The 23978-nt window shown below is 69.3% G+C and carries 21 protein-coding genes and 2 tRNA genes; 9 read left to right on the top strand and 14 right to left on the bottom strand.

The features are described 5' to 3' along the window. Window positions 1-3: 3 nt before the first annotated feature. Window positions 4-1197 (top strand): cystathionine beta-lyase, encoded by a 1194-nt coding sequence (locus Tfont_RS04340; protein WP_143968579.1) that lies wholly within the window; start codon window positions 4-6, stop codon window positions 1195-1197. 46 nt (window positions 1198-1243) lie between these two features. Here the strand turns inward: Tfont_RS04340 and hutG are convergent, their stop codons facing one another. The 5 genes from hutG to Tfont_RS04365 are packed head-to-tail and all read right to left on the bottom strand — an operon-like array spanning window position 1244 to window position 8081. Then, window positions 1244-2197, bottom strand: coding sequence for a formimidoylglutamase (hutG, locus tag Tfont_RS04345; RefSeq protein ID WP_143968524.1), 954 nt, complete (start codon window positions 2195-2197; stop codon window positions 1244-1246). Next, window positions 2194-3426, bottom strand: coding sequence for an imidazolonepropionase (gene hutI / locus Tfont_RS04350; RefSeq protein WP_143968525.1), 1233 nt, complete (start codon window positions 3424-3426; stop codon window positions 2194-2196). The genes hutG and hutI overlap by 4 nt, the downstream gene beginning before the upstream one ends. Beyond that, window positions 3423-4970, bottom strand: coding sequence for a histidine ammonia-lyase (hutH, locus tag Tfont_RS04355; protein ID WP_143968526.1), 1548 nt, complete (start codon window positions 4968-4970; stop codon window positions 3423-3425). Before hutH ends, hutI begins: the two co-directional genes overlap by 4 nt. Before the next feature lie 8 nt (window positions 4971-4978). Continuing rightward, window positions 4979-6679, bottom strand: coding sequence for a urocanate hydratase (gene hutU, locus Tfont_RS04360; RefSeq protein WP_143968527.1), 1701 nt, complete (start codon window positions 6677-6679; stop codon window positions 4979-4981). A gap of 37 nt (window positions 6680-6716) precedes the next feature. Beyond that, a complete protein-coding gene (locus Tfont_RS04365) occupies window positions 6717-8081 on the bottom strand; it encodes a YjiH family protein (protein WP_143968528.1) in 1365 nt (454 codons plus the stop codon). 131 nt (window positions 8082-8212) lie between these two features. On the opposite strand from Tfont_RS04365, the gene hutC reads away from it, so the two are divergent. Then, window positions 8213-8938, top strand: coding sequence for a histidine utilization repressor (gene hutC, locus Tfont_RS04370; RefSeq protein ID WP_143968529.1), 726 nt, complete (start codon window positions 8213-8215; stop codon window positions 8936-8938). A 14-nt stretch (window positions 8939-8952) separates the two neighbouring features. Here the strand turns inward: hutC and Tfont_RS04375 are convergent, their stop codons facing one another. Beyond that, window positions 8953-9609: an arylesterase gene (locus tag Tfont_RS04375; protein WP_143968530.1), complete on the bottom strand. Its 657-nt coding sequence runs from the start codon at window positions 9607-9609 to the stop codon at window positions 8953-8955. A gap of 14 nt (window positions 9610-9623) precedes the next feature. Here Tfont_RS04375 and Tfont_RS04380 point away from each other — a divergent pair, with 14 nt between their 5' ends. Beyond that, window positions 9624-10328 carry an ABC transporter ATP-binding protein gene (locus tag Tfont_RS04380; protein WP_068609386.1) on the top strand — a complete coding sequence of 235 codons (705 nt, stop codon included), beginning with the start codon at window positions 9624-9626 and terminating at the stop codon, window positions 10326-10328. Between the two features lie 28 nt (window positions 10329-10356). Further along, entirely contained in the window at window positions 10357-11145 is a 789-nt protein-coding gene (gene rlmB, locus Tfont_RS04385; protein ID WP_068609388.1) for a 23S rRNA (guanosine(2251)-2'-O)-methyltransferase RlmB, read from the top strand. 40 nt (window positions 11146-11185) lie between these two features. Here rlmB and Tfont_RS04390 read toward each other — a convergent pair whose 3' ends face one another. Then, window positions 11186-11791 carry a chromate transporter gene (locus Tfont_RS04390; RefSeq protein WP_143968531.1) on the bottom strand — a complete coding sequence of 202 codons (606 nt, stop codon included), beginning with the start codon at window positions 11789-11791 and terminating at the stop codon, window positions 11186-11188. Between the two features lie 8 nt (window positions 11792-11799). Then, window positions 11800-12396 (bottom strand): chromate transporter, encoded by a 597-nt coding sequence (locus Tfont_RS04395; protein ID WP_068609394.1) that lies wholly within the window; start codon window positions 12394-12396, stop codon window positions 11800-11802. 135 nt (window positions 12397-12531) lie between these two features. Between Tfont_RS04395 and phaR the strand changes: the two genes are divergently transcribed. Together phaR and rimO are read left to right on the top strand one after the other, a co-directional pair. Continuing rightward, window positions 12532-13074, top strand: coding sequence for a polyhydroxyalkanoate synthesis repressor PhaR (gene phaR, locus Tfont_RS04400; protein WP_068609395.1), 543 nt, complete (start codon window positions 12532-12534; stop codon window positions 13072-13074). Between the two features lie 61 nt (window positions 13075-13135). Further along, a complete protein-coding gene (gene rimO, locus Tfont_RS04405; RefSeq protein ID WP_143968532.1) occupies window positions 13136-14545 on the top strand; it encodes a 30S ribosomal protein S12 methylthiotransferase RimO in 1410 nt (469 codons plus the stop codon). Window positions 14546-14652: 107 nt separating this feature from the next. On the opposite strand, the gene Tfont_RS04410 is transcribed toward rimO, so the two are convergent. After that, window positions 14653-14737 (bottom strand) — tRNA-Leu (locus Tfont_RS04410). Window positions 14738-14943: 206 nt separating this feature from the next. Next, window positions 14944-15028, bottom strand: a tRNA-Leu gene (locus Tfont_RS04415). Window positions 15029-15140: 112 nt separating this feature from the next. Between Tfont_RS04415 and rnr the strand changes: the two genes are divergently transcribed. Together rnr and Tfont_RS04425 are read left to right on the top strand one after the other, a co-directional pair. Next, window positions 15141-17432: a ribonuclease R gene (gene rnr, locus Tfont_RS04420; protein WP_390612278.1), complete on the top strand. Its 2292-nt coding sequence runs from the start codon at window positions 15141-15143 to the stop codon at window positions 17430-17432. A gap of 35 nt (window positions 17433-17467) precedes the next feature. Next, window positions 17468-18016, top strand: coding sequence for a YggT family protein (locus tag Tfont_RS04425; RefSeq protein ID WP_068609402.1), 549 nt, complete (start codon window positions 17468-17470; stop codon window positions 18014-18016). 40 nt (window positions 18017-18056) lie between these two features. Here Tfont_RS04425 and moeA read toward each other — a convergent pair whose 3' ends face one another. From moeA to moaA, 3 genes are read right to left on the bottom strand one after another with little or no spacing between them, the layout of a single operon-like run. Further along, window positions 18057-19355 (bottom strand): molybdopterin molybdotransferase MoeA, encoded by a 1299-nt coding sequence (gene moeA / locus Tfont_RS04430; protein WP_143968534.1) that lies wholly within the window; start codon window positions 19353-19355, stop codon window positions 18057-18059. 58 nt (window positions 19356-19413) lie between these two features. After that, a complete protein-coding gene (mobA, locus tag Tfont_RS04435; RefSeq protein ID WP_143968535.1) occupies window positions 19414-20082 on the bottom strand; it encodes a molybdenum cofactor guanylyltransferase MobA in 669 nt (222 codons plus the stop codon). Between the two features lie 4 nt (window positions 20083-20086). Next, on the bottom strand, window positions 20087-21223 hold the full coding sequence (gene moaA, locus Tfont_RS04440) for a GTP 3',8-cyclase MoaA (protein WP_068609409.1): 1137 nt from the start codon (window positions 21221-21223) through the stop codon (window positions 20087-20089). An 85-nt stretch (window positions 21224-21308) separates the two neighbouring features. Here moaA and Tfont_RS04445 point away from each other — a divergent pair, with 85 nt between their 5' ends. Then, window positions 21309-21848: a TlpA family protein disulfide reductase gene (locus Tfont_RS04445; RefSeq protein WP_068609410.1), complete on the top strand. Its 540-nt coding sequence runs from the start codon at window positions 21309-21311 to the stop codon at window positions 21846-21848. Window positions 21849-21869: 21 nt separating this feature from the next. Here the strand turns inward: Tfont_RS04445 and Tfont_RS04450 are convergent, their stop codons facing one another. Next, window positions 21870-23924, bottom strand: coding sequence for a sodium-translocating pyrophosphatase (locus tag Tfont_RS04450; RefSeq protein ID WP_143968536.1), 2055 nt, complete (start codon window positions 23922-23924; stop codon window positions 21870-21872). Window positions 23925-23978 lie beyond the last annotated feature (54 nt).

The raw sequence follows: 23978 nt of genomic DNA on the forward strand, positions 1-23978 counted from the left end.
GCCATGGGGGCGGCACCTGCGGGCGAGGCCACGCGCCTGATTCATCACCCCTACCGCGCACCGGACGGCTTCGACGCCGTGATGGTGCCGGTACACAAGGCCTCGACCGTCTTCTTCCCCAACGTCGCGGCGATGCGCGAGCGCCAGTGGCAGGACAAGTCCGGCTACACCTACGGTCTGCACGGCACGCCCACCACCTTCACGCTGGAGGAGCGCCTGGCCACCCTGGAAGGGGGGCGCCACTGCATTCTGGCCCCCAGCGGTTTGGCCGCCATCGCGCTGGTCGATCTGGCGTTTTTGCGTGCCGGCGATGAAGTGCTGATCCCCGACAACGCCTACGGCCCCAACAAGGCGCTGGCCAGCCACGAGCTGGCCGCCTGGGGCATCCGGCACCGCATCTACGATCCCATGGATCCTGCGGATCTGGCTGCGGCCATCACACCCCAGACGCGCCTGGTGTGGCTGGAGGCGGCCGGCTCGGTCACGCTGGAGTTTCCGGACGTGCCCGCGCTGGTCGGCGTCGTTCGCGCTGCGAATGAGGGACGCGCGCGGCCCATCGTCACGGCGCTGGACGACACATGGGGCGCCGGGGTGGCCTTCAACCCGTTCGATCTGGGGGTGGACGTGGCCATGCAGGCCCTCACCAAATACCCCAGCGGGGGCGCCGACGTGTTGATGGGCTCCGTCGTCACGCGGGACGAGGCCCTGCACCGTGCACTGCTGTCCACCCACATGCGCCTGGGCCTGGGCGTCGGGGCCAACGACGTCGAGGCCGTGTTGCGCGGCCTGCCCAGTCTGCCCTTGCGCTATCACGCGCAAGACGCCGCCACGCGCGAGTTGGCCGCGTGGATGCAGACCCAGCCGCACGTGGCCCGGGTGTTTCATCCGGCACTGCCGGACTCCCCCGGCCATGCCGCATGGCGCCGCGACGCCCGCGCCGCGGGCTGCCTGTTCAGCGTCGTGTTCGATCCGGCGATCCCCGCGCAGCGGGTGGATGCCTTCTGCGATGCCTTGCGGGTGTTTCGCCTGGGGTACAGCTGGGCCGGACCGGTCAGCCTGTGCGTGCCCTACGACATCCCGACGATGCGCGCGCGTCCCTGGCCCTACGCCCCCCGGCTGGTGCGGTTGGCCGTGGGGCTGGAGGATGTGGAGGATCTGCGCGCCGATTTGAGGCGGGCGTTGACAAAGCTGGGCTGACGGGCTTCGAGGAGCTTGGCCACCATCTGATGGGGTTGGCTCGGTGTCATCGAAGTTGAGTGTGACGGGCGATTTGCGCGGCTAGCCGGGCACCGGTGCGGGCGGTTTGGCCGTCCCGGTCCAGCGCCGGATTGAGCTCAGCGATGTCGGCCGCCACCACTTTGCCGCTCATGAGCACCGTGTCCATCAGTGGGATCAGCCAGGGCAGGGGCACGCCCAGCGTCGCCGGGGCGCTGACGCCCGGGGCTTGGTGCGCCGGCAGCACGTCCAGGCAGATGGTGAGATAGACCGCATCGCAGGCGGCCAGGTCCGCTTGCAGCGCTGCGCGGGCGGCGGCCACATCGGCTTCGGTTTGCAAGGCTTCGTCCAACCGGTAGCGCACCCCCAGCGCGTGCGCCCGGTCGAACAGCGCCTGGGTGTTGGCGTAGCGGCTGATGCCCAGCACGTGGTAGTCAAAGGGGCGGCCCTGGGCTTGGCACCATTGCGCGATTTGCCGAAACGGCGTGCCTGAGTTGGCCTGGGCTGCGTGACGCAGGTCGAAGTGGGCGTCGAAATTGACGATGAGCAGTCGCTGCCGCTTGGGCTCGGCCTGCACGATACCCTGGAACGTGCCCCACGCCACCTCATGCCCGCCGCCGAGCACCAGGGGGAAGGCGCCTTGCGCCAGTACCTCGGCCACTCGGGCGGCCAGGGCGGTTTGGGCCGCCTCCAGCGCTTGGCCTTCGCACGTCACGTCGCCGCCGTCCCACAGCGTGGGCTCGCCCAGCACAGGCAGGTTGGCCAGCGCCTGCCGCAGGGCAGCCGGCCCCTGGGCCGCGCCGGGGCGGCCGCCGTTGCGCCGCACCCCTTCATCGCAGGCAAAGCCCAGCAGCGCCACGCCGCCGCGGGCTTGCGCATGCCAGGGGCGCACGTGTTGGTGCCAGCGGGTGGTGACGCCGATTTCTTCGGTATCGATGCGGCCTTGCCACACCAAGGGCTGGCCGGGGGCGGGCGCGTTCATGCGGGGGCTTCCGAAGTCATGCGCCGTCCGCCGACGACCACGCCTAGGCAGGCGTCGTGGCCGAACCAATAGGTCAGCTCGTTGGGGTGCTGCAAATCCCATAGCGCCAGATCCGCGCGCTGGCCCACGGCCAGGGTACCGCGGTCGCGCAGGCCGAGGGCCCGTGCCGCGTGGACGGTGATGCCGCGCACAGCCTCCAACGGCGTAAGGCGGAAGAATCTGCAGGCCATGTGCGCCATCAGCGGCAGCGACAGGGCCGGCGATGTGCCGGGGTTGTGGTCGGTGGCAATCGCCATGGGCACGCCGGCTTCGCGCAGGGCAGCGATTGGCGGCAGCTGCGTTTCGCACAGCATGTAAAACGCCCCGGGCAGCAGCATGGCCACCGTGCCGGCGGCCTGCATGGCCGCCACGCCCGCGGGGCTGAGGTGTTCCAGATGGTCGCAAGAGAGGGCGCCAAAGCTGGCCGCCAGAGCCGCGCCGCCTTGGTCGGAGAGTTGCTCGGCGTGCAGCTTTACCGGCAGCCCCAGGCGCTGGGCGGTTTCGAACACGCGCCGGGTTTGTGCAGGAGTAAAGCCGATGTGCTCGCAGAACGCGTCCACCGCATCGAGCAAGCCTTGCGCGTGCCACTCGGGCAGCCAGGCGCACACTGCGTCGATGTAGTCGTCGGCCCGGCCTTCGAATTCGGCAGGCACGGCGTGCGCCGCCAGGCAGGTGACCTGCACCCCGATGCCCAGGGTCTGTCCCAGGCGGCGGGCCACGCGCAGGCAGCGGGCTTCGTCGGCCAGCGACAGGCCGTAGCCGGACTTGATTTCCACCGTGGTCACGCCCGAGCGCATAAGGGCGCGGGCGCGGCGCAGCGCCTGGGCCAGCAGGCTTTCTTCGCTTGCGGCTCGGGTGGCCGCCACCGTGGCGCGGATGCCGCCGCCGGCGCGGGCGATGGCTTCGTAGCTCGCGCCATTGAGGCGCTGCTCGGCTTCATCGGCGCGGTGGCCGCCATAGACCAAATGGGTGTGCCCGTCGATCAAACCCGGGGTCAGCAAAGCGCCTTGCAGGTTATATTCCTCGTCCACCTGCAGTGCAGCGGGCAGGTCGGCCTGCCGGCCCAGCCAGGCGATGCGCTCGCCTTCGGCCAGCAGGGTCCCGTCTTCGATCAGGCCCCAGCCGGGGCCGGTCATGGTCGCCAGCCGGGCGTTGCGCCATAGGCGGCGCGGGGTATGGTCGGTATTCATGCCCCGTCGCCCCAAAGCAGGCTCAGCACATCGGCATTGCCCTCAGCGGCGCGGCCCTGCATCACCAGGGTTTTGGCCGCTTCGATGTCGGGGGCGAACAGCCGGTCGTGTGCGTAAAACGGCACCTGCGCCCGCAGCACCGCATGGGCTTTTTGCAGCCGCTGCGAAGTCAGCAGGGGGCGGTGAAAATCCACCCCTTGCGCCGCGGCCAGCCACTCGATGCCCAGAATGGTGGCGGTGTTGTCGGCCATCTCGGCCAAGCGCCGGCCGGCGTAGGTGGCCATGCTCACATGGTCTTCTTGATTGGCGCTGGTGGGCAGGCTGTCCACGCTGGCCGGGTGGGCGTGGGATTTGTTCTCCGAGGCCAGCGCGGCGGCGGTGACGTGGGCGATCATGAAGCCGCTGTTCAGCCCCGGGTTGTTCACCAGGAAGGGTGGCAACCCCGAGAGGGTGCTGTCGATCAGCAGCGCGATGCGTCGCTCGGAAATGGCTCCGATTTCGCTGATGGCCAGGGCCAGCGTGTCGGCCGCAAACGCCACCGGCTCGGCGTGGAAGTTGCCACCCGAGAGTACCTCGCCGGTGTCGGTGAAGACGAGCGGGTTGTCGGTGACGGCGTTGGCCTCGATCAGCAGCGTGCGGGCGGCCTGGGCGATGAGGTCGCGGCAGGCGCCCATCACCTGGGGCTGGCAGCGCAGGCTGTAGGGGTCTTGCACGCGCTCGTCGTTGTCCAGATGGGACAGGCGGATCTGACTGCCCTGCAACAGCGCCCGCGTGACGGCGGCGCTGGCGATCTGCCCCGGTTGGCCCCGCACCGCGTGGATGCGCGGGTCGAAGGGGGCGTCGCTGCCTTTGGCGGCATCGACGGACAGCGCGCCAATCACCGTGCCGGCTTCCAGCAAGCGTTCGGCCATGAACAGGCCGTGCAAGGCCAGGGCGGTGGACACTTGGGTGCCGTTGATGAGGGCCAGCCCTTCCTTGGCCGCCAGCGTCAGCGGGGCGATGCCTGCGGCGTTCAAGGCTTGCGCTGCCGGTTGCCATTGGCCCTGGTACCAGACTTCGCCTTCGCCCATCAGCGCCAGCGTCATGTGCGACAGGGGGGCCAAATCGCCGGAAGCGCCCACCGAGCCCTTGACCGGAATGCGCGGCACGATGCCGGCGTTGAGCACAGCCAGCAGCGTGTCCACCACCACCGGGCGCACGCCCGAGTAGCCGCGCGCCAGGCTGGCGGCCTTCATCACCATCACCAGCCGCACGGTGGCCGCGCTCATCGGCTCGCCGCTGCCCACCGAGTGAGACAGGATCAGGTTGCGCTGCAGCGCCTCCAATTGATCGTCGGGAATGCGCGTCTTGGCCAGTTTGCCGAAGCCGGTGTTGATGCCGTAGGCCGCATCGCCCTGGTCCACGATGGACTGGATGGCCGCGCTCGATGCGCGCATGGCCTCGTAAGCCTCGGCAGGCAGAGACGCTTGCACCGGGCTGAGCCAGACGGTGCGCAGGTCGGCCAGGGTCATCTGGCCGGGTTGAATCAGCAAGGAGTGGATCATGGTCGTCATCATGCACGCAGCATGGGCAAGTGCAAGCCCTGTTTCTTGGCGGTTTCGATGGCCAGTTCGTAACCCGCGTCGGCATGGCGCATCACGCCCGAGCCGCAGTCGTTGACCAGCACGCGCGCCAGGCGCTCGGCGGCGGCATCGGTGCCGTCGGCCACGATGACCATGCCCGAATGCTGCGAATAACCCATGCCCACGCCGCCGCCGTGGTGCAGGCTGACCCAGGTGGCGCCGCCGGCGGTGTTGAGCAGGGCATTGAGCAGCGGCCAGTCGCTGACGGCGTCGGTGCCGTCGCGCATGCCCTCGGTCTCGCGGTTGGGGCTGGCCACCGAGCCGGTGTCGAGGTGGTCGCGCCCGATGACGATGGGCGCCTTCAGCTCCCCCTTGCGCACCATCTCGTTGAACGCGAGGCCCGCGCGGTGGCGCTCACCCAGGCCCAGCCAGCAGATGCGTGCGGGCAAGCCCTGGAAGGCGATGCGCTCGCGCGCCATGTCCAGCCAGCGGTGGGTGTGGTGGTTGTCGGGGAAGAGTTCCTTGATCTTGGCGTCGGTTTTGTAGATGTCCTCCGGGTCGCCCGACAGCGCCACCCAGCGGAAAGGGCCCTTGCCCTCGCAAAACAGCGGGCGGATGTAGGCGGGCACAAAACCGGGGAAGTCGAAGGCGTTTTTCACGCCTTGGTCGAAGGCCACCTGGCGGATGTTGTTGCCGTAGTCCACGGTGGGCACGCCCATCGCATGGAAATCCAGCATCGCCTGCACGTGCACGGCGCAGCTCTTGGCGGCGGCCTCCTTCAGGGCGGCGTGTTGCGATGGGTCTTGCTGCGCCGCCTTCCACTGCGCCACGGTCCAGCCCATGGGCAGGTAACCGTGGATGAGGTCGTGGGCCGAGGTCTGGTCGGTGACGATGTCGGGACGCGGGCCACCGGCCTGGGCGCGCTTGACGAGTTCGGGCAGGATTTCGGCGGCATTGCCCAGCAGGGCGATCGAGACGGCTTCTTTCTTGGCCGTGTGTTCCCGAATCAGTTCCAGCGCGTGGTCGATGTCGCGGGCTTGTTTGTCCACGTAGCGCGTGCGCAGACGAAAGTCGATGCTGCTTTGCTGGCACTCGATGTTGAGTGAACAGGCGCCAGCGAGCGTGGCGGCCAGGGGCTGGGCGCCACCCATGCCGCCCAGGCCAGCGGTGAGGATCCATTTGCCCGAGAGGTCGCCGCCATAGTGCTGGCGACCGGCCTCGACAAAGGTCTCGAACGTGCCCTGCACGATGCCTTGGCTGCCGATGTAGATCCAGCTGCCGGCGGTCATTTGGCCGTACATGAACAGGCCTTTGCGGTCGAGTTCGTTGAAGTGTTCCCAGGTGGCCCACTTGGGCACCAAGTTGGAGTTGGCGATCAGCACGCGCGGGGCGTTGGGGTGGGTCTTGAACACACCCACGGGCTTACCCGACTGGATCAGCAGCGATTCATCGTCGTTGAGTTCGCGCAGCGTGGCCAGGATCTGGTCGAAGCAGGCCCAGTCGCGGGCCGCGCGCCCGATGCCGCCATAGACCACCAGGGCTTGCGGGTTTTCCGCCACATCGGGGTCCAGGTTGTTCTGGATCATCCGGTAGGCGGCTTCGGTCAGCCAGTTCTTGCAGTGCAGCGTTGTGCCGCGCGGTGCGCGAATCACGCGGGTGGAGTCGTAGCGGGGATCAAGGTTGGTAGTCATGGTGGGCTCCAGAGCAGGCAGTTGTGGGCGGTAAGGGTCAAGCCGGCATTTCGATCCAGCCGAAGGCCAGACCGGCGCGCAGCGCGACGGCACCGAGAACGATACTCAGCAGGCTGCGAAGCAGCCATATCACGAGCAGGTCGCGGAACTTGACGGGAATGCGGGTGGCAAGGATGCAGGGCACGCAGCCGGACAGGAAGAGCACCGTGCTGATCGAGACCAGGGCCACCAGGAAGCGCAGCAGGAACTCGGCGTCCTTGAGCAGGATGGCCGGCAGGAACATTTCGGCCAGGCCCGAGGCGAAGGCGCCGCTGGCGGCCGCTGCGTTCTCCAGGCCGAGCAGGGTGCCGGCGACCCACAGCGCGGGCTTGAGCAGCACACCGATCCACTCGAACACCGGCGTGAACTTGGCCAGGCACAGGCCGGCAAAGCCCACCGCGAGGATGCTGGGGGCGACCACGGCGGACATCTGCAGCCCGTCCTTCAGGTTGGACCACAGCATCTGCGGCAGCGGCTCGCGCGACTGGTAGCGCGCCACGCCGGCCTGGAGTGCGCGCTGCCAGCGGTTGCCGGCGGCCGTGCCGTGCTCGTCCCCGGCGGGCGTGGGACGGCGGTCGTCCATGCCGGCGATGGGCGGCAGGTAGGCCGTGATCGCGGTGACGGCGAAGGTCACCACGAAGCTGGCCCAGAAGAAGAACGTCCAGTGCTCCATCAGGTTCAGGGTCTTGGCCACGACGATCATGAAGGTGGCCGAGACGGTGGAAAAGCCGGTCGAGATGACCATGGCCTCGCGCACCGTGTACTTGCCTTGCAGGTACATGGCGTTGGTGACGAGCAGGCCGATGGAATAGCTGCCGACGAAGGAAGTAACGGCGTCGATGGCCGAGTAGCCGGGGGTGCGGAAGAGCGGGCGCATCACGCGCTCCATCAGCACGCCCACCAGCTCCAGCAGACCGAAGCCCACTAGGAAAGTCAGTGCCAGTGCGCCAATAGGGATGAGCACGCCCACCGGCAGCGCCAGCTTCTCGAAGAGGAAGGGCAACATGTCCTTCTGGTTCGCCCAGTCGGGCGCCAGTCCGGCCAAGTACAGGCCCGCCAGGGCCAAGCCGACAAGCTTGATCACGCTGAACACCCGCGCCGTGACGCTTTGGCGGAAAGTGCCGGTGACGAAGGGAATGAATGCCCCCCAGGCCATCAACGCGAGCACGAAGATCACCGCGATGCTGCGCTGCTCTCGAACCAAGTAGCTGCTGAGGTGGTCGACCGGGATGGTGTGACGCCCACCGATCTCGATGTCGACGAAGAACAGGAAGATGCCCGCGGCGCTAAAAGCCAGCAGCTTGAACAGGGGAAGGACCAGGCCGCCAGGGGGTGAGGCCAGGGCGGTGTCGGGGCGGGTCATGCGGTGTCTCCTGTAGGGGTTAACCTATACAAATGGCTCAACCTGTCGCCAAGTTGTATATACATTTTGATTGTCGAGATCAAGGGACGTCAATACAATCCACGTCATTAAGTCTTAGTGATTACCCTAGGATGAGCACAACTCCCCCTCCCACCGATGGGGCCCGCCAGCCGGCCTACCAAGTCATCAAAGAGCATGTGCTGGCGCGTATCCAGAGTGGGCAGTGGAAGGAGGGCGACGCGATTCCCAGCGAGGAGGCATTGGCGCGCGAGTTCGGCGTGTCGCGCATGACGGTCAACCGCGCGATCCGCGAGCTGAGCGACGAGCAGCTCGTTGTTCGGGTGCAGGGCTCGGGAACCTTCGTGGCCCAGCAGAAGTACCAGTCCACGTTGGTGGAGATCCGCAATATCGCCGACGAAGTCGCCGCGCGCGGCCATGTGCACCGCAGTGAGCTGCAACTGCTTGAGCGCTGTAAGGCCAGCGAGGCGTTGGCACGTCAGTTCGGGTTGTCACCGCGGGCGATGCTCTTCCATTCGGTGGTGGTGCACTACGAGAACGAGCGGCCTATCCAAGTCGAAGATCGCTACGTCAATCCCCAGGTGGCGCCCGATTATTTGGCCCAGGACTTTCGCAGCCAGACGCCCAATGCCTACCTGATGCGCGTGGCGCCGCTGCAGGGCGTGCGCTTTGCCATCGAGGCCTGCTTGCCGCCGAAGGAGATTGGCGATCTACTGCGCATGGAAACGCATGAGCCGTGCCTGGTGTTGCGTCGCCAGACGTTGTCCAAAGGTCAAGTGGCCTCGGTGGCGGCGATGTGGCATCCGGCATCGCGCTACCAATTTACCGGCAGTTTCTAGCGTGGGTGACGGAATCAGCGGCTTGGGGGCAGCAGGGGCAGCATGACCGGCCACACGTTGTCCAGCAGGATCGGCTGTGCCCGCTCGTTGGGGTGGATGCGGTCGTCCTGGAACAGGGCGGCGGCTTGCGGACCGTCGGCGACGCCGGCCAGGAAAAACGGCACCAGGGCCACTTTTTCTTCCCGGGCCAGGTCCGTATAAACGGCGCGGAACTGGGCGCGGAAGCGCTCGCCGTAGTTCGGCGGCATGTCCATGCCGAGCAGCAGCACGCGCGCGCCGGCCTCGCGGCTGGCGCGGATCATGGCGCGCAGGTTGTCGCGTGTGCCGGAAAGCGGCAGTCCCCGCAGCGCGTCGTTGCCGCCCAGCTCGATCACCACCACCGCCGGACGGTGCTGCTGCAGCAGCGCCGGCAGGCGGCTGCGGCCGCCGGCGGTGGTGTCGCCACTGACGCTGGCGTTGACCACCCGCGCCGTGCGCCGGCCTTCCTGCAGCCGCCGCTCCAACAGCGCCACCCACCCGGTACCGCGCGCCAGTCCGTATTCGGCGCTCAACGAATCACCCACCACCAGAATCACCGGCGCGGAACCCGGCTCGGCGGCCCCCGCTCTGAAGGGCAGGTACGCGAGTGCGGCGGCGGCCAGCACGGTGGCGTTACAGTCTCTGCGGTTCAAGTCAAAGGCCTTTCATGTCCACATCCATCATTGCCGTGCACCGCCTGTCCAAATCGGTCACCGATGCGACGGGCACGCTCGGCATCCTGCACGACGTCGAATTTGCCGTCGCCCCGGGCGAGACCCTGGCCATTGTCGGCGCATCCGGCTCGGGCAAGAGCACCCTGCTGTCCCTGATCGCCGGGTTGGATACCCCGACCGCCGGCACGGTTCACCTGGACGGTGTCGACATTTTCGCGCTGGACGAAGACGCGCGCGCCGCGCTGCGGGCGCGCAAAGTGGGCTTCGTGTTCCAGAGCTTTCAGTTGCTGGGCAACCTCACCGCGCTGGAAAACGTCATGCTGCCGCTGGAGCTGGCCGGCCGGCGCGACGCCCGCGCGGCCGCCCGGCGCATGCTGGAGCGCGTGGGCCTGGGGGAGCGGCTGGGGCACTACCCCCGCGTGCTGTCCGGTGGCGAGCAGCAGCGCGTCGCCCTGGCGCGCGCCTTCGTGGTCGAGCCGGCGGTGCTTCTGGCCGATGAGCCGACCGGCAGCCTCGACCACGCCACCGGCGAGCGCGTCATGCAGTTGATGTTCGATTTGAACCGCGAGCACGGCACCACCCTGGTGCTGGTCACGCACGATCCGGCGATTGCCGCGCGCTGCGAGCGCCGCATCGCCATCGAGGCCGGCCGCGCCCGCGAGTGGCCTGTACAACCGGCGCCGGCCGCATCGCCCTGAGCGGCCCCGCGACGCATAATCGCGCCCCATGTCGTCCGAAACCAAAATCCTGTTCGGGTTTCACGCCGTCGGCGTGCGCCTGAAGACCGCGCCGTCCACCATTCTGGAGGTCTACGCCGACCCCACCCGCCGCGACGCCCGCATGCGCCAGTTTTTGCAACGCGCGCAGGAAGCGGGGGTGCGCGTCATCGAGGCCGACGGCCCCCGGCTGGCCAAGCTGGCGGGGGGCGCCAACCACCAGGGCGTGGTGGCCCGGGTGCAGCCCGTGGCGCAGGCCCGCACCTTGGACGATTTGCTGGACCAATTGGATGCGCGCAGCGAGCCCGAGCGCCGCGCCGATCCGCCGCTGCTGCTGGTGCTCGACGGCGTCACCGACCCACACAACCTAGGGGCCTGCCTGCGCGTGGCCGACGGGGCCGGGGCGCATGCCGTCATCGCTCCCAAGGACCAGTCCTGCGGGCTCAACGCCACGGTAGCCAAGGTGGCCAGCGGAGCGGCCGAGACGGTCCCGTACTTCATGGTCACCAACCTGGCGCGCACGCTGGAGGCGCTCAAACAGCGCGGGCTGTGGATCATCGGCACCAGCGACGACGCCCCGCGCAGCCTGTATCAGCACGACTGGCGCGGTCCCGTGGCCGTGGTTCTGGGGTCGGAGGGCAAGGGCATGCGCCCCCTGGTGCGCCGCACGTGCGACGAGCTGGTGTCCATCCCCATGCGCGGGGCGGTCGAGAGTTTGAACGTGTCGGTCGCCAGCGCGGTCTGCCTGTACGAAGCGGTCCGGCAGCGGCTTGCCGTGCCGTCCACCGCGCCCGCGTGACGCCGGTCTGGGTGGTCGCGCGCCCACGGCGTGGGCGTCGTCAAACCCAGCCCAGAGCGCCCAGGAGTGCGCCGGCGGCCAACAACCACAACAGGTGCAGCCGCGTGCGCCAGACGATCAGCGCGCTGGCGGCAGCCAGCAGCCACTGCGCCCCATCCTGCCGCCAATCGCCGGATCCGCGCGCCATCAACCAGCCCGAGGCGAACAGCAGCGCCACGACCGCCGGGGCCAGCCCTTGCTTGAACGCCTGCACCGGCCACCAGTCACGGCGCCGGTGCAGCCAGCGCGCGACGCCGTAGGTGAGCAGCGACGAGGGCAGCAGCATTGCCCCCAGGCACACGACGACCCCCAGCAGGCCTGGCCCCCACGCGCTTGGGCCGGCCGCCGGTCCCCCGGCGCTGTTGAGGCCGACGGTCCACCCCATCAGCGCCACGAACAGGATGTTGGGCCCCGGGGCGGCCTGCGCCAGCGCGATGGACGCCGAAAACTGCGACTCGCTCAACCAGCCGTGCTGCGTGACCAGGTAGCGGTGCATGTCCGGCGCCGTGGTGATGGCGCCCCCGATCGCCAGCAACGACAGCGACAGAAAGTGCGTAAAGATCGCCAGCCAGTCCGCCGCGGCCAGCCCGCTCGCGGCTACGTCCATCGTCGCGCTCACGGCCGCCCCCCGCCCGGGCGACGCAGCCGCCGCGCGGCCAGGCCCCAGCCCAGGCCGCCGGTCACCGCCAGCACCACGGCCAGCGGCAGCCGCACCCAGGCCACGGCGACGAAGGTCGATGCCGCCAGCGCGGCGCAGGCCTTCGGCCCCAGCACATTCCCCCGCAGCGGGGCCAGCAGCCGCAGCGCCGTCCCCAGGATCAAGCCCGCCGCCACCGCCCCCATGCCCCGCAGCGCGCCCTGTGCCATGGGGTGGGCTGCCACGTGGGTGAAGGCGATCGCGATCACCAGCAGCAGCGCCAGCGGCGCCAGCAGCATCCCCGCCAGCGCGGCCACGGCCCCCCGCCAGCCGAAGTGGCGCCCGCCGATCATCAGCGACAGATTGACCACGTTGGGGCCGGGCAGCAATTGGGCGGCCGCCCAGTCCTCCAGAAACTGCTCGCGCGTCAGCCAGCGGCGCCGCTCCACCAGCTCCTGCTGCACCACGGCCAGCACGCCCCCAAAGCCCTGCAGCGCCAGCCAGGTGCAGGCCCAAAAAAGCGCCGCCGGGGAGCGCGGCGCAGCCGGTGCGGCGGGGGCGGGCGGGGCGCTCATGGCGCCGATCCAACGTGACGTTCGACGCCGGGAAATCCCCGCCCGGCAAGGCGTCCCGACCGCTCTACAATGCCCCGAGGGGTGTCGTGCGCTCGCGCGGCCATCTTTGCATCCATCGTTTCAGGAGTCCGTTTCGTGCAGTCAACGAAGGCCAAGGCCGACGCAACCGAAGCCACGCAGCAGCCCGAATCGGCCGGCCCCGCGGTCCGTGTCATCAAAAAATACCCCAACCGCCGCCTGTACGACACCGATTCGTCGTCCTACATCACGCTCAGCGACGTCAAGGCGCTGGTCATGCGTGCCGAGCCGTTCGTCGTGCGCGATGCCAAGACGGGCGAGGATCTGACCCGCTCCATCCTGCTGCAGATCATTCTGGAGGAGGAGACCGCGGGCGTGCCGCTCTTCTCGGAAAAGATGCTGGCCAACATCATTCGATTCTATGGCCACGCCATGCAGGACTTCATGGGCTCGTACCTGGAGCGCAACCTGCAGATCTTCATGGAGCTGCAGCAGAAGATGGCCGAGCAAGCCAAGGAACTGACCCCCGAGGTGTGGCAGCAGTTCATGGCCGCGCAGACGCCGCTGATGATGGGAAACTTCTTTGCCCAATCGCAAAAGGCGTTGGCGCAGATGCAGGAGCAGATGCTCGGTGCCTTTGGGGTCAAGCGCCCGCACTGACGGCCGGCCCCTGCCCGGGCCCAGCCAGGCGCGCGGCGGCGCGACCTGAGACAATACGGGGATGTCCACCCCGACCCCCGATCGCCCCGGCGCCCAGACGCCGACCGTTGGCTTTGTCAGCCTGGGCTGCCCCAAGGCCCTGACCGATTCCGAGCTCATCCTCACCCGCCTGAGCGCCGAGGGCTACCGCACCAGCCGCCAGTACGAGGGGGCGGATCTGGTCATCGTCAACACCTGCGGCTTCATCGACGATGCGGTCAAGGAAAGCCTGGACGCCATCGGCGAGGCATTGGCGGCCAATGGCAAAGTCATCGTCACCGGCTGTCTGGGCGCGCGCTCCGATGCGCACGGGGACAATCTGGTCAAGGCGCTGCACCCGGCCGTGTTGGCCGTGACGGGCCCGCACGCCACGGACGAGGTGCTCGATGCCGTCCACGCCCACGCCCCAAAGCCGCACGACCCCTTCGTGGACCTGGTGCCCCCGCCCAGCAACGCCATCGAGGGCGTCGGCGTCAAGCTCACCCCGCGCCACTATGCGTATCTGAAGATCAGCGAGGGCTGCAACCACCGCTGCACCTTCTGCATCATCCCGTCGATGCGCGGCGACCTGGTCAGCCGCCCGATCGGCGACGTGCTCACCGAGGCGCGGCGGCTGTTCGAGGGCGGGGTCAAAGAGCTGCTCGTCATCAGCCAGGACACCAGCGCCTACGGCGTCGATGTGCAGTACCGCACCGGGTTTTGGGACGGGCGCCCGGTGCGCACGCGGATGCTCGACCTGGTGCGCGAGCTGGGTACGCTGGCGCGCGCGCACGGTGCCTGGGTGCGGCTGCACTATGTCTACCCATACCCCCATGTGGACGACATCGTGCCGCTGATGGCCGAAGGCTTGGTGTTGCCGTATCTGGACGTGCCGTTCCAGCACAGCCATCCGGATGTGCTGCGGCGCATGAAGCGCCCCGCCAGCGGCGAGCGCAACCTGGAGCGCATACGCCGCTGGCGCGAGATCTGCCCCGAACTGGTCGTGCGCAGCACCTTCATCGCCGGCTTTCCCGGCGAGACGGAAGAGGAATTCGCGCACCTGCTCGACTTCGTGCGCGAGGCGCAAATCGACCGCGCGGGCTGCTTTGCCTATTCGCCGGTGGAGGGCGCGGCAGCCAATGCGCTGCCCGGCGCGCTGCCGGACGCGGTGCGCCAGGAGCGCCGCGCGCGCTTCATGGCGGTGGCCGAGGCCGTGGCCGTGGAGCGCCTGCAGCGCCGCGTCGGCGCCACCATGCAGGTGCTGGTGGACCAGTCACAGGGTCTGGGCAAGAAGGGCGGGGTGGGGCGCACGTACGCGGACGCACCGGAGATCGACGGCACCGTGCGCCTGCTGCCGCCCGAGAAGGCGAGCAAGACCTACCGCACGGGGGACTTCATCAAGGCCCGCATCGTGGCGGCCGAAGGCCACGATCTGATCGGCCTGCCGGTCTGAGCGCCGACCCCCGACCTCGGTGAAGCGCTGCGGTCGGCGGGCGAACCCAAAACAAAAGCCGGCGGTGGCCGGCTTGAGCGTTGATCTGAAGGCAGATCGGTGATTTGTGGTGCCCAGGAGAGGACTCGAACCTCCACGCCTCTCGGCGCTAGTACCTGAAACTAGTGCGTCTACCAATTCCGCCACCTGGGCGCTTCAGGAATGAACGAGATTATAGCAGCATTCGGAAGGGGTTTTTCCGAGGCGGGCGTGGCCGTCATCGATGGGGTTTGCGCAACAAAAAACCCGCCGGGACGGCTTCCGGGCGGGTTTTTCTGCAGGTCGGGACGGGGCGCGGTATGATCGGGTCACTGCGTCGTCGATTGAGAGCGCGACCGCCAAGCTGGCTACCCCACATCTGGTGCCCAGGAGAGGACTCGAACCTCCACGCCTCTCGGCGCTAGTACCTGAAACTAGTGCGTCTACCAATTCCGCCACCTGGGCGCTTCAGGAAACCAAAATTATACACATGAAGCGGGTCTATCCCCCCGCAGGAAATCCCTTGTCCGTGAAAGAAAAATCCACTGTCTCCCTCCCTGAAATCGAAGGGGTGGTCATGGGCCACCGCGATGGCCACGGCTTCGTCGTGCGCGACGACGGCCAGCCCGATCTGTACCTGCCGCCCAACGAGATGCGCGCCGTGCTGCACAAAGACCGGGTCAAGGCGTGCATCGTGCGCTACGACCGGCGCGGGCGCCCCGAGGGCCGCGTGACCGAGATCCTGGCGCGATCCGGCTCGCCGATCATCGGCCGTCTGCTGCACGAAAACGGCGTGTGGCTCGTCGCGCCGGAGGACAAGCGCTACGGCCAGGACGTGCTCATCCCCAAGGGCGCCACCGGCACCGCCCAGCCCGGGCAGGTGGTGGTGGTGGAGCTGACCGAGCCGCCGGCGCTCTATGGCCAGCCGGTCGGGCGCGTCAAAGAAGTGCTGGGCGACATCGACGACCCCGGTATGGAAATCGAAATTGCGGTGCGCAAGTACGGCGTGCCGCACCAGTTCTCCGAAGGGGCGCTGGCCGAGGCGCGGGCGCTGCCGGACAAGGTGCGGGCCGTGGACCGCCGCGGCCGGGTGGACCTGACGGACGTGCCGCTGGTGACCATCGACGGCGAGGATGCGCGCGACTTCGACGACGCCGTCTACTGCGAGCCGGCGCGCGTCGGCCGCGGCAAGGGCTGGCGGCTGCTGGTGGCCATCGCCGACGTCAGCCACTATGTGCGCAACGGCTCGCCGCTGGACATCGACGCCTACGACCGCGCCACCAGCGTCTACTTCCCGCGCCGCGTCATCCCGATGCTGCCGGAAAAGCTCTCCAACGGGCTGTGCTCGCTCAACCCCGGGGTGGACCGCCTGTGCATGGTGTGCGACATGCTGATCGACGCCAAAGGGCTGGTCCAAGCCTATCAATTCTACCCGGCGGTGATGCACAGCCACCAGCGCTTCACCTACACCGAGGTGGCGGCGATCCTGCAGAACACGCGCGGGGCCGAGGCCCAGCGCTACGCGGCCATGGTGCCGCACCTGCTGAATCTGCACGATGTCTACCGCGCCTTGCTCGCCGCGCGCGAGGCCCGTGGCGCGGTGGACTTGGAGACGGTGGAGACGCGCATCGTCTGCGACGAGGCCGGCCGCATCGAGCGCATCGAGCCGCGCACGCGCAACGACGCGCACCGCCTGATCGAGGAGGCGATGCTCGCGGCCAATGTCTGCGCGGCCGAGTTCATCGCCACCCACCATCACCCGGGGCTGTACCGCGTGCACGAGCGGCCGTCGGCCGACAAGGTCGAGATCCTGCGCGAATACCTCAAGGCGCTGGGGGTGCCGGCGACCATCGGCGACATGCCGGGGCCGCGCGACTTTCAGGCCCTGTCCAAGGCGACGGCCGACCGGCCCGATGCACCACAGATCCACCAAATGCTGCTGCGCTCGATGCAGCAGGCCATGTACTCGCCGCACAACGTGGGGCATTTCGGGCTGGCGTTCGATGCCTACACGCACTTCACCAGCCCCATCCGTCGCTATCCGGACCTGCTGGTGCACCGGGTGATCAAGGCCATCCTCAAGGGCGAGCGCTATCACCTGCCGGTCTTGCCCATTCCCGGCGAGGCGCAGGCCAAGCTGGCCAAGCGGCTGGAGGAGCGCGGCGCGTCGGAGGCCATGAAGCGCTCGCGCGGGCGCCCGTCCAGTGAGGTGCTGGGCTGGGAGGCGGCCGGTCTGCACTGCAGCGCCAACGAACGCCGCGCCGACGAGGCCAGCCGCGACGTCGAGGCTTGGCTGAAGTGCAAGTACATGCGCGAGCGCCTGGGCGAGGAGTTTGCCGGCACCGTCACCGCCGTCACCAGCTTCGGCCTGTTCGTCACGCTGGACAGCCTGTATGTCGAGGGCCTGGTGCACATCACCGAACTGGGGGGCGAGTACTTCCGCTACGACGAGCGCCGGCAGGAGCTGCGCGGCGAGCGCACCGGGGTGCGCTACACCTTGGGCTCCAAGGTGGCGGTCCAGGTCAGCCGTGTCGATCTGGATGGGCGGCGCATCGATTTCCGATTGGTGCGCGAGGATGCGGCCGCCGAAGGCCGACCGGAGCGGGGCAGCGGCCGCCCCGCCGGCCGCACCCCGCGGGAGCCCAACGCGGAGGCCGACGAGGTGGCGGACACGCCCCCCAGCCGTCGCGCGGGCAAGGGCGGCAGGGCGCCGTCCGCGCCTGCACCGGCGTCTTCCCGTGGCCGGGGGACGGCGTCGTCGGGCACGGGCAAGGGCCGGCGGTCCGCCCCGCGTGCGGCCGGGTCGGGGTCTGCGGCACAATCCCCGGTGTCCGGGCGCGGCCGCCGTGCGCGCCCCGGTCGCGGTTGACGCGGCCGCTCATCGCCAACTTTGCCCATCGGCCCATGCGCATCGTCCTGTTTTTGCTCGACACGCTGTCGTTCTTTTTGATCGGGGCGGCCTTGCTGCGAGGCTGGATGAACACGCGGCGTCTGCGCATGGCCGCCCAGCCGGGGCCGTTCGTCATCGCGGTGACGGACTGGATCGTCCAGCCGCTGCGCCGCTCGCTCCCCCGCGCGTGGGCCCAGGCCAATGTGGACTGGGGCAGTTTTTTGGCCGCGGCGCTGCTGGCGCTGGCCTACGCGGGGCTGGTGCACCTGCTGTGGGGCGGCGCGCTGCCGGGCGTGGAGGCCCTGGGTTTTGCCTTGACCGTGCCCCTGATGGCGCTGCAGATGCTGCTGCGCACCGTGTTGCAGGGGTTGATGCTGTTGTTGCTGGTCTACGCGGTGTTGACCTGGGTGCAGCCGTTTTCGCCCTTGATCGGGACCTTGGGGCGGCTGCTGGATCCGGTGCTGGCGCCGGTGCGGCGCATCGTCCCCACCGTGGGCGGCGTGGATCTGTCGGTGCTGGTGCTGCTGGTGTTGCTGCAGGTGGGCCTGATGCTGCTGGGCTGATGCCCATGTGCGGCTGGGCGGGGCCACGGCCGCAGCCGGTTCAGATCACGCCGTCGAACATCATCACATCCACCTCGTCGCCCACGGCCACCGGCCCCTGCTGGTGACCCAGCACGATCAGCCCGTTGGCCTCGACCATCGAGCGCAGCACGCCCGAGCCCTGGTTGCCCGTGGTGCGCACCCGCAGGGTGCCGTCGGCCTCCCGCGTCACGATGCCGCGCTGGTACTCCGTGCGCCCCGGTTTTTTGCGCATCGGCTCGGCGCTGCGGGCGCGCAGCAGCACGGGCGCCGTCTCGCGCACACCCATCATGCGCAGCAGGGCCGGGCGCACGAAGGCCAGAAACGTCACCATCACCGCGACAGGGTTGCCGGGCAGGCCGAACAGCACCGTCGGCGCGCCGCCCGCGGGGTCCAGCAGGCGGCCGACCGCCATCGGGCGGCCCGGACGCATGGCGATCCGCCAAAACGCCACATCCCCCAGGCGGCGCATCATGGCCTTGGTGTGGTCGGCCTCGCCCATGCTCACGCCCCCGCTGGTGATGACGGCGTCGGCTTGCGCGGCCGCCTGCCGGAAGGCCGCCTCCAGCGCAGCCGGGTCGTCGCGCACCACGCCCAGGTCGATGACCTCCACGCCCAGCCGTCGCAGCAGGCCATAAACGGTGTAGCGGTTGCTGTCGTAAATGGCGCCTTCGCGCAGCGGCTCGCCCAGCGAGACGATTTCATCGCCGGTGGAAAAATACGCCACGCGCAGCCGCCGCACCACGGGGACCTGCGCGATGCCCAGGCTGGCAATCAGGCCCAGCGCCGCCGGTCCCAGGCGTTGGCCCGCGCGCACGGCGGCCCGTCCGGCCGTCAGGTCTTCGCCGCGCCGGCGCCGGTGATCGCCGGGCTGGACCACCCCGGCGGGGATGTGCACGCGCTCCTGCGTACCGTCCCGGTCGGTGCGCACGAACTCCACCGGCACCACGGTGTCCAGCCCGTCGGGCATCACCGCCCCGGTCATGATGCGCACACAGGCGTCCGCCGGGATGGGGTGGGACCAGCGGGCATCGCCCGCGTAGCAGGTCCCCACCACGCGCAAGACCGTCTCCCCGTCCCCCGACAGGCAGGCCCCTCGCAGGGCGAAACCATCCATGGCGGCGTTGTCGAGCGGCGGCACGTCGATGGGGGAGACGATGTCTTGCGCCAGCACCCGGTCCAGCGCCTTGAAAATCCCGACCGTCTCCGTGTCGGACAGCGGCTCCACCAGTTGGGCCAGAAAATCACCCACGGTCGTGGCGGGCAGGGCCGTGGGGTCGTAGCCCTGGAGTTCGGCGGCGATCTGATCGAGCGTCTTCATGGTTTTGGGGCGCGGTGCGGTGGCTGGCCGACCAGCGGGCACTGGGCGGCCGCAGCGGTCAGGGGGAGGCGGTGGCCTGTTGCAAGGCGTGCAGCTCCCCGCGTGTGTTGATGTTGGTGAAGGCGAGGGGGTCGTCGTCGGGGCGGTCGAAGGACACGACCGCACAGCGGTGGCGCGCGGTCCAGGCGTCGATTTTGCGACCGCCCTCCTGCAAAAACGCGCTCAGGCTCTCGAGCAGGTGCGCCCCCAGCAGGCAGAACACGGGCTGGGTGCGAACGCGGCCGTCGGCCTCGGGGGCGGCGGCCATCGCCAGGTCGGCCTGCTGCTCGGTCAGGGCCTGGCACAGCCGTTGTGCCAGATCCAGCGGCAGCCGGGGGGTGTCGCACGGGACGGTCAGCAGGTACGGCGTCTCGCAGTGCATCAGCGCCGTCAGCATGCCCGCCAGGGGGCCGGCGTAGCCGCCCAGCTCGTCGGGCCAGACCGGCACGCCAAAGCCCTCGTACGCCGCCAGGTTGCGGTTGGCGTTGATCATGCAATCGGCCATCCAGTCGCCGTGCTGCATGCGCAGCCGCCACAGCGCGTGCAGCGCCAGCGGCGCCCCTTGAAAGGATTGCAGCCCTTTGTCCACCCCGCCCATGCGGCTGCCTTGCCCGCCGGCCAGGACCACGCCCGTGACCGTTCGCGGTCCAGGCGGAGGGGGCAGCGATGTCGGCGCGGCGCTCGTCATGCGGTCAGCCTCCGATGTAGCTCATCTCGATGCGCCGCGCGGCGCGGCGCGTCTCCGGCGGCAGCGTGGCGCGGATTTCGGAATAGCGGTCGGCGCGCTGGCCCCAGATGGCGGCGAGCGACGCGGCGATCTCGGCGTCGCTGGCGCCGCCGCGCAGCAGCGCGCGCAGGTCGTAGCCACGCTCGGCGAACAGGCAGAGGTACAGGCACCCCTCGGTGGACAGGCGCGCGCGGTTGCAGTCGCGGCAGAACGCCTGCGTGACGCTGCTGATGAAGCCGACCTCGCCCAGCGCCGGGTCGTGGCGGCCGTCGGCGCCCGCGTAGCCCCAGCGTTCGGCGGTCTCGCCGGGGCTGCCGGGTTCCAGCGGCACCAGTGCGAAGGCCTGTTGCAGCCGCGCCAGCACCTCGGCGCTGGGCAGCACCTCGTCCATGCACCAGCCGTTGGAGCTGCCGACGTCCATGTACTCGATGAAGCGCAGCACGATGCCGCTGCCGCGGAAGTGGCGCGCCATCGGCACGATCTGGTCGTCGTTGGTGCCGCGCTTGACCACCATGTTGACCTTGATCGGCGCCAGGCCCGCGGCCTGCGCGGCGGCGATGCCGTCCAGCACCTCCGCCACCGGAAAGCCGACGTCGTTCATGCGCTGGAACACCGCGTCGTCCAAGCCGTCCAGGCTGACGGTCACGCGCTGCAGGCCGGCGTCGCGCAGCGCGCGCGCTTTGCGCGCCAGCAGGCTGCCGTTGGTGGTCAGTGTCAGCTCCGGCGGCGTGCCGTCCACCGTGCGCAGCGCGGCCAGCATCTCGATCAGGCGCTCGATGTGCTTGCGCAGCAGCGGCTCGCCGCCGGTCAGGCGGATCTTGCGCACGCCGTGCGCGAGAAAAATGCGCGCCAGCCGGGTGATCTCCTCGAACGTCAGCAAATCCGCGTGCGGCAGATAGGGGTAGTCCTTGCCGAACACCTCCTTGGGCATGCAGTAGCTGCATCGGAAGTTGCAGCGGTCGGTGACGCTGATGCGCAGGTCGCGCAGCGGCCGCTGCAGGCGGTCGAGCAGCCGACCGTCGGGCGCCACCGGGGCGGACGGACGAGGGGCAGGCAACGCGGCGGCGCGCTGGTCGTACAGGGGAATGACACGCTCGGCCATGGTGCGCTAGATTATCGCCATCCGCCGCCTGCGACGCGGGTGGGGTTTTCCGCGGGCGACAGGGCTGGCGATACGAGGAGACACGATGACCCGGAACCGACGCGACTGGATGGCCGGTGCCGGCGCGCTGGCGCTGGCCACGGTCGCTGCGCGCGGCTGGGCCCAACCCACCGATGCCGCCGCGGCCGAAGCCAAAGCGCCCCCTCTGCCGGCGCTCGGCACGCCGTGGGCGCTGCCGCCGATGGAACTGCTGGACGGCGGCCGCTTCGAGCCGGTGCGTGCCGATGGCCAAGTGCTGGTGCTGTACTGGTGGGCCAGTACCTGTCCGTTCTGCGCCGTGACGACGCCGCACCTCAACGCTTTTTGGCAGCGCCACCGCCAGCGACCCGGCTGGCAGTTGCTGACGCTGTCGATCGACCGCACGCGCGAGGCGGCGGTGCGCTACCTGCAGCAGCGCGGCTACGCCTTCCCGTGCGCGTGGGTCACGCCCGACATCCAGCGCGCCATGCCCAAGCCCAAGGGCCTGCCGATCACGCTGGTGCGCGGGCGCGACGGCCGCCTCCTGATGGCCGAGCGCGGCCAGCTCTTTGCCGAGGACATCGACGCCATCGCCCAGTGGCTGTGAGCCGGCCGCCCCCGCCCCTGCTCAGGCCAGCAGCGGCACGATCAGCAGCGCCACGATGTTGATGATCTTGATCAGCGGGTTGACGGCCGGGCCCGCGGTGTCCTTATAGGGATCGCCCACGGTGTCGCCCGTGACGGCGGCCTTGTGCGCGTCGGACCCCTTGCCGCCGTGGTGGCCGTCCTCGATGTACTTTTTGGCGTTGTCCCAGGCGCCACCGCCGGTGCACATGCTGATGGCGACGAACAGCCCGGTCACGATGGTGCCCATGAGCAGCCCCCCCAGGGCGACCGGCCCCAGCGCCAGGCCGACCACGATCGGCACGACCACCGGCAGCAGGCTGGGCAGCATCATCTCCTTGATGGCCGCCGTGGTCAGCATGTCCACCGCGCGGCCGTACTCCGGTTTGGCGGTGCCGTCCATGATGCCCGCGATCTCGCGGAACTGGCGGCGCACCTCCTCGACCACGCTGCCGGCGGCGCGGCCCACGGCCTCCATGGCCAGCGCCCCGAACAGGTAGGGGATCAGGCCACCGATGAACAGGCCGACGATGACCATGGGGTCGGACAGATCGAAGCGCAGCGCCCGCCCGGCATGCTCCAGCTTGTGCGTGTAGTCGGCAAACAGCACCAGGGCCGCGAGCCCGGCGGAGCCGATGGCATAGCCCTTGGTGACCGCCTTGGTGGTGTTGCCCACCGCGTCCAGCGGATCGGTGACGTCGCGCACGCTCGAGGGCAGCTCCGCCATTTCGGCAATCCCGCCGGCGTTGTCGGTGATGGGGCCGTAAGCGTCCAGCGCGACCACGATGCCCGCCATGCTCAGCATCGCCGTGGCCGCCACGGCCACCCCGTACAGGCCTGCCAGCGCGTACGAGGCGACGATGGCCGCGCAGACCGCCAGCACCGGCCAAGCGGTGGACTTCATGCTCACGCCGATGCCGGCGATGATGTTGGTGGCGTGCCCGGTGGTGGAGGCCTGCGCGACGTGCCGCACCGGGGCGTAGTCGGTGCCGGTGTAGTACTCGGTGATCCAGACCATGGCCGCCGTCAGCGCCAGCCCGACCAGCGCCGCCGCCCACAGCCGCCACTGCGTGCCGCTGGCGGCGATGGCGTCATCGGGCATCAGCCACACCGTCACCCCATAAAACGCCACGGCCGACAGGGCGCCCGCGACGATCAACCCCTTGTACAGCGCCGGCATCACATTCTTCATGCCCGGCGTCGCTTTGACGAAGAAGCAGCCCACGATGGACGCCAGAATCGACACCCCGCCCAGCGCCAGCGGGTACAGGCTGGCTTGCAGCGGGGCCGCGCTCACCAGCAAAGCACCCAGGACGATGGTGGCGATGAGTGTGACCGCATAGGTCTCGAACAGATCGGCCGCCATGCCGGCGCAGTCGCCCACGTTGTCGCCAACGTTGTCGGCGATGACTGCGGGGTTGCGCGGGTCGTCCTCGGGGATGCCTGCCTCCACCTTGCCCACCAAATCGGCCCCGACGTCGGCGCCCTTGGTGAAGATGCCGCCGCCCAGCCGGGCAAAGATCGAAATCAGCGAAGCGCCGAACGCCAGGCCGATGAGCGGCTGCAACAGCGTGGTCAGCTTGCGGTCGGGCGTCAGTTGCCCGTTGCCGACCAGAAAGCCGTAGAACGCGGTCACGCCCAGCAGGCCCAGGCCCACCACCAGCATGCCCGTGATGGCCCCGCCGCGAAACGCCACCTCCAGCGCCGGCCCGATGCCGCGTGCCGCGGCTTGAGCGGTGCGCACATTGGCGCGCACCGAGACGTTCATGCCGATGAAGCCGCAGGTGCCCGACAGCACCGCCCCCACGACGAAGGCCACCGCCGTCACCCCGTCGATGGCCACCGCGATCAGCACCGCGAGCACGACGCCCACCGCCGCGATGGTCTTGTATTGCCGTGCCAGGTAGGCGGCGGCACCCGTTTGCACCGCCGCGGCGATTTCCTGCATGCGGGGGTTGCCCGGGTCTTGCGCCAGGATCCAGGTCCGTGCCCAGATGCCGTACGCCACGGCGACCAGCGCGCAGACCACCGCAAATATCAACGCGGATTGACCAACCATGCCAGTGTCTCCTCAAAGGGTTCGACTTGGAGGAAGCCAACGCAAGCGAGCCGC

The organism is Tepidimonas fonticaldi (assembly GCF_007556755.1).
Taxonomy (GTDB): Bacteria; Pseudomonadota; Gammaproteobacteria; order Burkholderiales; family Burkholderiaceae_C; genus Tepidimonas; species Tepidimonas fonticaldi.

What these genes read in the sequence shown, in the direction of transcription:
- Tfont_RS04395 (WP_068609394.1), bottom strand. Translation starts at nt 12,396, where the DNA reads ATGAGCGCCCCGCCCGCCCCCGCCGCACCGGCTGCGCCGCGCTCCCCG.
- moaA (WP_068609409.1), bottom strand. Translation starts at nt 21,223, where the DNA reads ATGGCCGAGCGTGTCATTCCCCTGTACGACCAGCGCGCCGCCGCGTTG.
- mobA (WP_143968535.1), bottom strand. Translation starts at nt 20,082, where the DNA reads ATGACGAGCGCCGCGCCGACATCGCTGCCCCCTCCGCCTGGACCGCGA.
- Tfont_RS04390 (WP_143968531.1), bottom strand. Translation starts at nt 11,791, where the DNA reads ATGGACGTAGCCGCGAGCGGGCTGGCCGCGGCGGACTGGCTGGCGATC.
- hutC (WP_143968529.1), top strand. Translation starts at nt 8,213, where the DNA reads ATGAGCACAACTCCCCCTCCCACCGATGGGGCCCGCCAGCCGGCCTAC.
- Tfont_RS04425 (WP_068609402.1), top strand. Translation starts at nt 17,468, where the DNA reads ATGCGCATCGTCCTGTTTTTGCTCGACACGCTGTCGTTCTTTTTGATC.
- rnr (WP_390612278.1), top strand. Translation starts at nt 15,141, where the DNA reads ATGGGCCACCGCGATGGCCACGGCTTCGTCGTGCGCGACGACGGCCAG.
- rlmB (WP_068609388.1), top strand. Translation starts at nt 10,357, where the DNA reads ATGTCGTCCGAAACCAAAATCCTGTTCGGGTTTCACGCCGTCGGCGTG.
- hutI (WP_143968525.1), bottom strand. Translation starts at nt 3,426, where the DNA reads ATGAATACCGACCATACCCCGCGCCGCCTATGGCGCAACGCCCGGCTG.
- hutG (WP_143968524.1), bottom strand. Translation starts at nt 2,197, where the DNA reads ATGAACGCGCCCGCCCCCGGCCAGCCCTTGGTGTGGCAAGGCCGCATC.
- hutU (WP_143968527.1), bottom strand. Translation starts at nt 6,679, where the DNA reads ATGACTACCAACCTTGATCCCCGCTACGACTCCACCCGCGTGATTCGC.
- Tfont_RS04445 (WP_068609410.1), top strand. Translation starts at nt 21,309, where the DNA reads ATGACCCGGAACCGACGCGACTGGATGGCCGGTGCCGGCGCGCTGGCG.
- moeA (WP_143968534.1), bottom strand. Translation starts at nt 19,355, where the DNA reads ATGAAGACGCTCGATCAGATCGCCGCCGAACTCCAGGGCTACGACCCC.
- Tfont_RS04365 (WP_143968528.1), bottom strand. Translation starts at nt 8,081, where the DNA reads ATGACCCGCCCCGACACCGCCCTGGCCTCACCCCCTGGCGGCCTGGTC.
- Tfont_RS04450 (WP_143968536.1), bottom strand. Translation starts at nt 23,924, where the DNA reads ATGGTTGGTCAATCCGCGTTGATATTTGCGGTGGTCTGCGCGCTGGTC.
- Tfont_RS04380 (WP_068609386.1), top strand. Translation starts at nt 9,624, where the DNA reads ATGTCCACATCCATCATTGCCGTGCACCGCCTGTCCAAATCGGTCACC.
- Tfont_RS04340 (WP_143968579.1), top strand. Translation starts at nt 4, where the DNA reads ATGGGGGCGGCACCTGCGGGCGAGGCCACGCGCCTGATTCATCACCCC.
- rimO (WP_143968532.1), top strand. Translation starts at nt 13,136, where the DNA reads ATGTCCACCCCGACCCCCGATCGCCCCGGCGCCCAGACGCCGACCGTT.
- hutH (WP_143968526.1), bottom strand. Translation starts at nt 4,970, where the DNA reads ATGATCCACTCCTTGCTGATTCAACCCGGCCAGATGACCCTGGCCGAC.